General features: G+C 36.9%; 8 protein-coding genes. All 8 read right to left on the bottom strand.

All coding sequences use genetic code 11. From position 1 onward, the window contains the following. Positions 1-156: 156 nt before the first annotated feature. Positions 157-1437, bottom strand: coding sequence for a transcription termination factor Rho (gene rho / locus CUC15_RS17655; RefSeq protein ID WP_114917930.1), 1281 nt, complete (start codon positions 1435-1437; stop codon positions 157-159). Positions 1438-2139: 702 nt separating this feature from the next. Then, positions 2140-3108 (bottom strand): class II fructose-bisphosphatase, encoded by a 969-nt coding sequence (gene glpX, locus CUC15_RS17660; RefSeq protein ID WP_114917931.1) that lies wholly within the window; start codon positions 3106-3108, stop codon positions 2140-2142. 97 nt (positions 3109-3205) lie between these two features. Continuing rightward, positions 3206-4492: a UDP-N-acetylglucosamine 1-carboxyvinyltransferase gene (locus CUC15_RS17665; RefSeq protein WP_114917932.1), complete on the bottom strand. Its 1287-nt coding sequence runs from the start codon at positions 4490-4492 to the stop codon at positions 3206-3208. A 434-nt stretch (positions 4493-4926) separates the two neighbouring features. Next, positions 4927-5565, bottom strand: coding sequence for a fructose-6-phosphate aldolase (fsa, locus tag CUC15_RS17670; RefSeq protein WP_114917933.1), 639 nt, complete (start codon positions 5563-5565; stop codon positions 4927-4929). Positions 5566-5782: 217 nt separating this feature from the next. Then, positions 5783-6637, bottom strand: coding sequence for a class II fructose-1,6-bisphosphate aldolase (fba, locus tag CUC15_RS17675; RefSeq protein WP_114917934.1), 855 nt, complete (start codon positions 6635-6637; stop codon positions 5783-5785). Positions 6638-6760: 123 nt separating this feature from the next. Further along, positions 6761-7138 (bottom strand): response regulator, encoded by a 378-nt coding sequence (locus tag CUC15_RS17680; protein ID WP_341457212.1) that lies wholly within the window; start codon positions 7136-7138, stop codon positions 6761-6763. A gap of 562 nt (positions 7139-7700) precedes the next feature. Beyond that, positions 7701-9308 (bottom strand): CTP synthase, encoded by a 1608-nt coding sequence (locus CUC15_RS17685; RefSeq protein ID WP_114917936.1) that lies wholly within the window; start codon positions 9306-9308, stop codon positions 7701-7703. Positions 9309-9612: 304 nt separating this feature from the next. Further along, positions 9613-10116, bottom strand: a complete 504-nt coding sequence (gene rpoE / locus CUC15_RS17690; protein ID WP_162800357.1) for a DNA-directed RNA polymerase subunit delta — start codon at positions 10114-10116, stop codon at positions 9613-9615. Between the last annotated feature and the right edge of the window lie 83 nt (positions 10117-10199).

The following is a 10199-nucleotide window of genomic DNA, read 5'->3' on the forward strand; positions in this document are numbered from 1 at the left end:
TTTTGCCCTGAGTCCTTTGGAAACAGAGTTATTGTAAGAGCCGTCATAGGTTAAAAAACCTTATCAAAACTCACATAAAATGATTATACCAGTGTGAACGTGTGATTGCAATAGCTAGTAAAAAATTTAATATAGCAAGATACATTACTAAACTTACTATTTCTTGATTCCTTTCCGCTTCATTTCCTCATCCATTTGCACAAAGAATTCTTCATTGCTCTTCGATGATTTTAGCTTTCTTAGGAATCGTTCCAAGAAGTTTTGTGAATCCTGCATTGTCTTACGAATTGCCCACATCTTATCAAGCTGATCTTTAGAAACAAGTAATTCCTCTTTACGCGTCCCGGATCGCAGAATATCGATAGCAGGGAAAATTCTGCGATCCGATAAATTACGGTCTAAGTGCAGTTCCATATTTCCTGTACCTTTAAATTCTTCATAAATGACATCATCCATACGCGAGCCAGTATCAACTAAAGCTGTTGCTAATATCGTAAAGCTTCCGCCCTCTTCAATGTTTCTTGCAGCTCCGAAAAATCGTTTCGGACGGTGGAATGCAGCTGGATCAATCCCACCTGAAAGCGTACGACCGCTTGGTGGAATAACCAAGTTATAAGCACGTGCAAGCCTAGTAATACTATCCATCAAAATAATGACATCACGTTTATGCTCTACTAATCGCATCGCACGTTCCAGCACGAGCTCAGACACTTTAATATGATTTTCTGGAACCTCATCAAAGGTGGAGCTTACAACATCAACATCCTTCGCAACTGAACGTTCAATATCAGTTACCTCTTCTGGACGTTCATCAACAAGTAAAATAATTAATTTTGCTTCTGGATGGTTAACGGTAATACTGTTAGCAATTTCCTTGATTAACGTAGTTTTCCCAGCTTTAGGTGGTGCAACAATTAGACCACGTTGGCCAAATCCAACCGGCGTCATTAGATCAATGATCCGCGTGGAAAGCTGATTCGTTTCCGTTTCTAATTTCATAAAACGGTTTGGATACAATGCTGTTAGTCCAGGAAAATGAACGCGTTCTTTCGATGTTTCAGGGTCTTCGCTATTTACTGCATCAACATGCAACAGGCCATAATAACGCTCGTTTTCTTTCGGCGGGCGTACCTTCCCTGATACTTTATCACCGTTCCTAAGATCAAAGCGGCGAATTTGTGAAGCAGAAATGTAAATATCTTCGGCACTTGGAGAGTAATTAATTGGTCTTAAGAAGCCAAATCCTTCTGAGGGGATAATTTCTAACACACCATCCATAAATAAGAAGCCATCTTTTTCTGCCTGTGCTTTTAAAATTGCAAATATAAGTTCTTTTTTCGTTAGTTTTGCATAATAAGAGACTTTATATTCTTTCGCTAATGAATAAAGTTCTTTTAATGTTAATACCTCTAATTGAGAGATTGTTAATGCGGACATTCTATCACCACGCCTATTCGTATTTATATCTTTAAATTTAATATTTGAAAAAATTTAATTCTTTCTCACGATGATTTTGTTCTTCCTGTATTAAAGTTTATTTTTGTGAATGAAACTTCCTTGAGTGGAGTGTTCTTCTCCCCGCTAAGATGAGGTTGGATTGCTTTTTAGAATGTGTTTGAAAACCAGTCTTTCACTATTTCATTTGCAGTGCTCATTTTTCGAGGGGTATACCTTAATATTAGAAATCTAGGGTTTAGCCGAACTTACTTGTTATTATATCGTTCTACTTCTATTATGGAAGATGTCCGTTGAGAGATGTAGAATTTATGCAGAAGCTTAAGTCAGAAGTTTATTAAAAATTATAGCTAAATTATTCTTAGTGTAATTATGATAGCGGTTTTATTCAAGTATAAACATACTTGCCAAGAAGGCTCTATCTTAAACATTTATTATAATACGCCTTTAATCAGTAATATTCAATACTAATTAGAGAAATTATATTTTTTGTGTAAAATTTTATATTTTAGTTTATCTACTAAATCAGGAATGCGTGATAGGCTTCGTTTACTATAGTCTCTACTCTTATTATTACTAGTTATATAGAGTTGATTATCATCATCAACCAAATAACGTAATGATGAAAGGAAAGGAAGCCTATATGCTTCGGCTTCCTTTCTTTCATTATTTGCAACACATTTATTAAGGCTGCATGACAAGATTAGGTTTTTTCTGTAAGCTATGTTTTCCTTCAATAAAGCGGACTGTTCCGCTCTTCGCTCGCATAACAACGGTCGATGTTGTTGCATTAGAGCCTTTAAATTGTACACCTTTTAGTAATTCGCCATCTGTAACTCCTGTTGCAGCGAAGATTGCATCATCACCACTACAAAAATCGTCCATGTAAAATACTTTGTCCAAATCGGTAATACCCATTTCATGGCATCGAGCGATTTCCTCGTTATTGGAAGGAAGAAGTTTGCCTTGTATTTCCCCGCCTAAGCATTTTAATGCAGCTGCTGCCAGTACCCCTTCAGGAGCTCCGCCACTCCCTAATAAAATATCGACACCAGTATCATCAAAGGCTGTATTGATTGCCGCGGCAACATCACCTGCTGGAATTAACTTTATTCTAGCACCAGAATTACGAATCTCTTGAATCAATTTCGCATGTCGTGGACGATCTAATACGGTTGCAACAATGTCCTCTATATCTTTATTCTTTGCCTTTGCAACTGCTTTTAAATTTTCAATGACAGGCGCGTTAATATCAATCTTTCCTACTGCTTCTGGTCCAACAGCAATCTTATCCATATACATATCTGGTGCATGTAACAGCGAACCTCTATCCGCAATTGCAATAACAGACAGGGCGTTCCATGATCCTTGAGCAACAATATCGGTTCCTTCTAATGGATCAACAGCAACGTCAACACCTGGCCCATCACCTGTTCCAAGCTTCTCACCAATATATAGCATCGGCGCTTCATCCATTTCTCCCTCACCAATCACGACAGTTCCTCGCATCGGAATGGTATCGAAGACCGAGCGCATTGCTGTAGTTGCGGCATCATCTGCCTCATCCTTTACACCTCTACCCATCCAACGTGCAGATGATAATGCAGCTGCCTCAGTAACGCGAACGATTTCCATTGATAAACTTCTTTCCATAATGTATCTCTCCCTTTTTAATAAAATATTCTCATCCCAAAAGAATTACTTTATTAAATAAGGCTTACAATTGGATTATTATTAATGAGGCTTCACATTATGAGTTCTGAAATTGAATAACTTCCTTTTCGGTCATCTCTTCTCTCCATACTCTTGCACCGAGGCCAATAAGTTTCTCTGTAATATTCTCATAGCCTCTATCAATATGCTCTAAGCCCGTTATCTCTGTTATTCCATTTGCCATAAGTCCAGCTACAATTAATGATGCACCTGCACGTAAATCACTCGCTTTTACTTTTGCACCTTCTAATTGGGCTGGTCCTGAGACAATTACCGATCCACCCTCAACTTTAATTGTTGCATTCATCCTTCTTAATTCATCAATATGCTTTAGTCGAGCAGAGTAGATTGTATCGATTAAGACCCCAGTCCCTGTTGCTCTTGTCAATAATGATGTAAAAGGCTGCTGGAGATCTGTAGGAAATCCTGGGTAAACTAATGTTTTGATATCCACGCTTTTTAGTTGTCTTTGTGGTCTGATTAACAATTGTTCATCGCTTTCTTCAATTGATACACCCATTTCTCTAAGTTTAGCGAGCAGGGATTCAATATGCCTTGTAATTACATTATCGATGATTACTTCTTCACCTTGAGCTGCTGCCGCAATCGCATATGTGCCTGCTTCAATTCGGTCAGGGATAATCGTATGCTTGCAGCCATGAAGTGTTGGTACACCCTCAATTCGAATAACATCTGTACCTACACCCTTAATCTTTGCTCCCATATTCGTTAACAATGTTGCGACATCGATAATTTCTGGTTCCTTTGCAGCATTCTCAATAATCGTTTTACCTTTTGCTTTAACTGCTGCAAGCATAATATTGATTGTTGCACCAACACTAACAACATCCAAATAAATTCTTGCGCCTCTTAATTCCTTTGCTCGCAAATAAATTGCACCTTGCTCATTCGTGACTTCCGCACCTAGTGCTTCGAAGCCTTTAATATGCTGATCAATCGGACGTGGTCCTAAATAACAACCTCCAGGAAGACCAATTACTGCCTTATTAAATTTACCAAGCATTGCACCCATGAAATAATAAGATGCGCGAAGCTTCTTCACTTTCCCATTTGGCAATGGCATTGCAACCATATTTTCTGGATTGATTGTCATTGCTTGTCCATTATATGATACTTGACCACCAATTTCTTCTAGTAAATCTCCTAATGTATGAACATCAGAAATTTCCGGAAGTCCTTCCAAGGTAACTGGAGAATCCGCTAATATGGATGCTGGTAACAAAGCAACAGCACTATTTTTGGCACCACTTATTCGTACCATGCCATTTAATGTATGGCCACCTTCAATTAACATCTTTTGCATATAAATAACCCCGCTTTTAGAGGTTGTTCAAATCAAATTTGAACACACGTCATTTCTTTTTACTTTTTGGAAACAAAGACATAGCCGACACCTAATACAAATACCCTATTCGTAAAAAAGCGAAATTGATTTCATCAAATTGATTAATGAAATCACACTCATGTCCGTAAATAGTTGAGGAGAAAAGTCAGGATAATTAGTTGGAGATATAAATAACGAGTTGCCGACTCAGAGATTGCCCCGTTCGATTTGCCTCGTTTCTGTAATTCTTATGATGTATGATCCCTCTAACATCCTTGGTTACACTTTTTGCATAAAAAATATGATAAACTTTCATACTTGGTTAATAAATATCTATATTCAACAAGCTGTACGTTACTTAATGGGACTCTACTTTTAGTTTTTACAAATTAAAGTTATTCATACCATTAGTTTTATTTATTCCAGTCTGCTAGAAATTTTTCGATTCCTTGGTCTGTTAATGGATGTTTAACAAGTTGTCCTAATACGTTGTATGGAATTGTTGCAATATGTGCACCATTTAATGCAGCATCGATAACATGTAATGGATGACGAATGGATGCAGCGATAATTTCTGTCTTAATATCATGACGATCAAAAATTTCCGCAATCGTTGCAATTAAGTCCATTCCGTTATGCCCAATATCATCTAGACGACCTAAAAATGGAGATACATAGGTTGCCCCTGCACGTGCAGCTAGAAGTGCTTGGTTAGCATTGAAGATTAATGTTACGTTTGTTTTAATATTAAGATCGTGGAAAGCTTTTACTGCTTTTAGTCCTTCTAATGTCATGGGAACTTTAACGGTGATATTGGGTGCAATTGCTGCTAATTCCTTCCCTTCACTTATCATTCCTTCTGCATCTTCAGAAATAACTTCTGCACTTACAGATCCAGATACTTCCTCCGTAATTTCTCTTAAACGATCGTGAAATGATACATCTTTCTCTTTCGCTACAAGACTTGGATTTGTAGTGACACCCGCAAGGACGCCTAGTGCATTTGCTGAACGGATTTCATCAATATTTGCTGTATCAATAAAGAATTTCATTTTTATTCCCCCATTATGATTATAATTTTAGAAAACTAAGGTTTAACCAAGCTTTTCGGTGACAGCCTAGTAAGAAATATTTTTTATACTTTCTTAATTACTAATCTAAATTACAAAACGGTAATGATTTTAGCGAAATATTTTGAAAAGTGTATGTAACAAGACACCAGCCAGAGTGAGAACTCACTCCATTGCTGATGTTAATAATATATTATTCTTATGCTTGTTGTGATGAGCCGAATTCGCGCATCTTGCCTTTTACTGTTTCTTTAATTGCTTCTGTACCTGGTCCTAAGTATTTACGTGGATCATAAATATCTGGTTTAGCTGCAAGTGTTTCACGAACAGCATTTGTTTGTGCAATTTGGTTTTCAGTGTTTACGTTAATTTTTGCAGTTCCTAAAGAAATTGCTTTTTGGATATCTTTTGTAGGAATTCCTGTTCCGCCATGAAGTACCAATGGAACATTTACAAGATTCAAGATTTCTTCCATTTCTTTGTATCCTAGGTTAGGTTCACCTTGGTATGGTCCATGTACTGAACCTAGTGCAGGTGCTAAGCAATCAACGCCAGCTTCAGATACAAGACGTTTACATTCGTTTGGATCTGCGTAGTTAATTCCGCCGATTACGCCATCTTCTTCTCCACCAACAGTACCTACTTCTGCCTCAACAGAAACACCATGGATATGTGCTAGCTCAACAACTTGTTTAGTAATTGCGATGTTTTCATCGATTGGAGAATGTGATGCATCGATCATTACAGATGTGAATCCAGCGTGGATTGCTTGTGCAACTTTTTCAAAGCTTGATCCGTGATCTAAATGAATTGCAACTGGCACTGTTGTACCATATGATTCCATTAAAGATTTAACCATTGCTACTACTACATTGAAACCGCCCATATATTTTCCTGCACCTTCAGAAACCCCAAGAATTACTGGTGATTTTTCTTCTTCCGCTGCTTGTAAAATAGCTTGAATATATTCCAAGTTATTGATATTGAACTGTCCTACTGCATAGCCATTTTCTTTCCCTTTTTCTAGCATTTCTTTCATTGATACTAACGGCATTACATTTCCTCCTTTAGATAAGTACGATTCATCTACCTAAATTTTTTTTACACTCTTAGAATACCAAGTACGAGAGACAGGTGCAACAATTTAGCTATAACTTAAATATTCAGGAAACCGTTATTATTCCGTTTCTAGTAGAATTGCATTGACTTGCTGACGAAAATCACTGATATTAAATGGCTTTGCTATTACCCTTTTTACTGATTTACTTTGATTTACTTTGTCCATGATTTTTTCGGTTAACCCACTAATAACAATAGCTGAGACTTCTTTTTTCTCTTTTTCCAGTGTCTCTAATAGCTTTGCCCCATCAATAATTGGTATATTATAATCTAAAATAATGAGATCAAAGGTATTCGAATAGATTTTATCTAGTGCCTCTTTTCCTGTTGCCGCTGTCATTATTTGGTATCCTTCACTGCTTAGGATATCAGTCAGCAATAATCGGATTCCTGGTTGATCGTCTATTACTAAGATTCTTTTGATATGAATTCTAATCGCCCCCTACAGCATAGATTCATCCTATTACACTAAGGTTCGATATTTCTTCTCTTTATTCCTGCAAAATATGGCAAATTTTGTATTGTAATTTTTTTTACAATTCGGATAAATTATTAATAGTTGATTGCTGTTTAGACAATTTATCCTATTGCTATGCATATTAGGACTAAGAAGTCTTCCTTATGTATTTGTATAGAGTTTAGATAAACTGCGAACTAACCTAGGATGTATTTGCTTCCTTGGCCGACGCTCCGAAAATACACTTCGCTGGTTATAGTGCAAAATCTAGTAGAAAAAGAATGGCAAACCCACTAACAATCGACGTTGTGTGTAGAAAAATACTGGAGACTTGTGTATGAATAGCAATTGCTTGCCAAATCCTAAATCACAATTGTCATTTGTTCGCACTTTACATCAACTAATGATTTTCCTCCCGTACTTTATAAAAGAAACAGATTTTTTAGTGAGACTAGTAACTTCACTCCCATACTTTTAGAATACGGTTATCGATAAAAAAACCTCGGTTAAGGAATAGACTTCCTTAATCGAGGTTTAAGTTTTAATTGCTATTGTATTCAACAGATGCTTCAATAAAGCCTTTGAATAGACCTTGTGCTCTTGTTGGTCGTGATGTGAATTCTGGGTGGAATTGACACGCAACGAACCATGGGTGGTCTTGTATTTCAATAGTTTCCACTAATCGGCCGTCTGGGCTTGTCCCAGAGAAGATAAATCCTTTTTCTTCCATTTGTTCACGATAAACATTATTAAATTCATAACGATGACGATGGCGTTCTTCGACAGAATCTGCCCCATCATATGCCGCTTTCGCCTTTGTACCATCCTTAAGCTTACATTCATATGCACCGAGTCGCAGCGTTCCACCAAGGTCTAGGATATCTTTTTGCTCTGGTAATAAATCGATCACTGGATGCGGTGTGCTTGGATCGATTTCAGCAGAATGAGCTCCTTCTAAGCCAACAACATTACGTGCAAATTCAACAGAAGCTAACTGCATGCCGAGACAAATTCCGAAGAAGGGAATTTTATTTTCACGTGCATAACGAATCGCTTCTATCTTGCCATCAATTCCTCTGTTTCCAAATCCGCCTGGTACGATAATTCCATCAACATTTGCTAACTCCTGCTCAATTGCATCTTTATCCAATTGCTCAGAATTAATCCAATGGATATTAATATCTGCGTCATACACATATCCAGCATGCTTTAATGATTCGACAACAGATAGGTAAGCATCCGGCAGTTCTACATACTTGCCAACTAATCCAATATCAACGGTTTTCGATAGATTTCTCACTTTATTAACAAGTTCTATCCATTCTGTCATTTCAGCAGGACCACAATCTAAACCAAAATGATCACAAACTAATTGGTCGAGCTGTTGATCTTGTAATATCAAAGGAATCTGATAAAGTGTATCTGCATCTGGCATTTCGATTACAGCATTTACATCAATATCACAGAATAAAGAGATCTTTTCTTTCATTTCTTTGCTTACTTCATATTCCGTACGTAAAACAACAACATTTGGCTGAATTCCTAATGAACGCAATTCTTTCACACTATGCTGTGTTGGCTTTGTTTTCATTTCACCAGCAGCTTTAATGTACGGAATAAGCGTACAATGTACGTACATTACACTATCACGGCCAACTTCTTTTTTAACCTGTCGAATCGCTTCAAGGAATGGTAATGATTCAATATCACCAACAGTTCCGCCAATTTCCGTAATTACGACATCAGCCTTCGTAGCTTCTCCCGCACGATATACCTGGTCTTTTATTTCATTCGTAATATGCGGAATTACTTGTACCGTACCACCAAGATAATCACCACGTCGCTCTTTGCGAATAACGTTAGAATATACTTTTCCTGTTGTAATATTGCTATATTTATTTAAATCATTGTCAATAAAACGTTCATAATGTCCTAAATCAAGATCTGTTTCCGCACCATCATGAGTAACAAATACTTCCCCATGCTGATAAGGGCTCATTGTTCCTGGGTCAACATTAATGTATGGATCAAATTTTTGAAGTGTTACCTTTAACCCTCGATTTTTTAATAAACGTCCTAATGATGCAGCGGTTATTCCTTTTCCCAAGGAAGAAACTACACCACCTGTAACAAAAATATACTTCGTCACGATGAATCCCTCTTTCCTTACTATGATATTGAATTTTATTCGTTTATAATTCGCAAACCTGGATGTTACCAAGCCTTTAAGTAATAACCACTGTTACACTTTAGTCCATAATTACCTAAAAAGGTACGAATATAAGTCCCTAAAATTACTAGGAAGCTAAACTAACACGATACGTATTACCCTTATATTAAAAAACAAAAGCGTCTCCCCCATCCTTCGGGGAAACGCATTAGAATTTATAATTTATAGAGCCCAAGTAAAATTCTACTCATAGAGCTTTAAAAAGTCAAGCTGCCTAAACAAATTATAATTCTTCGTCTTCTTCCATTTCTTCATCATCGAAATCCTCGATGAAATTATCTAGATCTTCATCTTCAACATCTAGATCCTCATCATCGATAATCTCGTCGTCTAAGTCTAAATCGTCCTCATCTTCCAATTCACCAAGCTCGTCATCAAAGGCAACATCTTTTTCAATTGGAGTTTTCTTCTTCTTCGCAGATGTCTTCTTCTTTTTCACCGGAGCATGTACTTCTTCATCTTGTTGTTCTACAGGATACCAGCTTCTTAATCCCCACATATTTGAACCGATTGTCGTAAAGCGACCATCAATATTCATATCTGTGTAGAATTGAGCTATTTTCTTTTCCTTATCTTTTTTCGAAAACTCTCTCAACTCGGAAATTCTATCGAAAATTTCATTAAAATGCAGGGCTTTTTTTTCATCTTTTAAAATCAACCCAGTTAATTCTATTAATGACATTCCTTTTATTTCCTCGTGGCTAAGATCTTTTAAGCTCACGGTCATGCACTCCCTTTACTTATATAATGCTAGCATTATCGCATAGTTATTTAACAATGAATTCAATTTTATCCATACTATACTATAAC

The organism is Oceanobacillus zhaokaii (genome assembly GCF_003352005.1).
GTDB lineage: Bacteria > Bacillota > Bacilli > Bacillales > Amphibacillaceae > Oceanobacillus > Oceanobacillus zhaokaii.

Coding starts and splice junctions, on each gene's coding strand:
- rho (WP_114917930.1), bottom strand. CDS start 1,437: ATGTCCGCATTAACAATCTCTCAATTAGAGGTATTAACATTAAAAGAA.
- glpX (WP_114917931.1), bottom strand. CDS start 3,108: ATGGAAAGAAGTTTATCAATGGAAATCGTTCGCGTTACTGAGGCAGCT.
- CUC15_RS17665 (WP_114917932.1), bottom strand. CDS start 4,492: ATGCAAAAGATGTTAATTGAAGGTGGCCATACATTAAATGGCATGGTA.
- fsa (WP_114917933.1), bottom strand. CDS start 5,565: ATGAAATTCTTTATTGATACAGCAAATATTGATGAAATCCGTTCAGCA.
- fba (WP_114917934.1), bottom strand. CDS start 6,637: ATGCCGTTAGTATCAATGAAAGAAATGCTAGAAAAAGGGAAAGAAAAT.
- rpoE (WP_162800357.1), bottom strand. CDS start 10,116: ATGACCGTGAGCTTAAAAGATCTTAGCCACGAGGAAATAAAAGGAATG.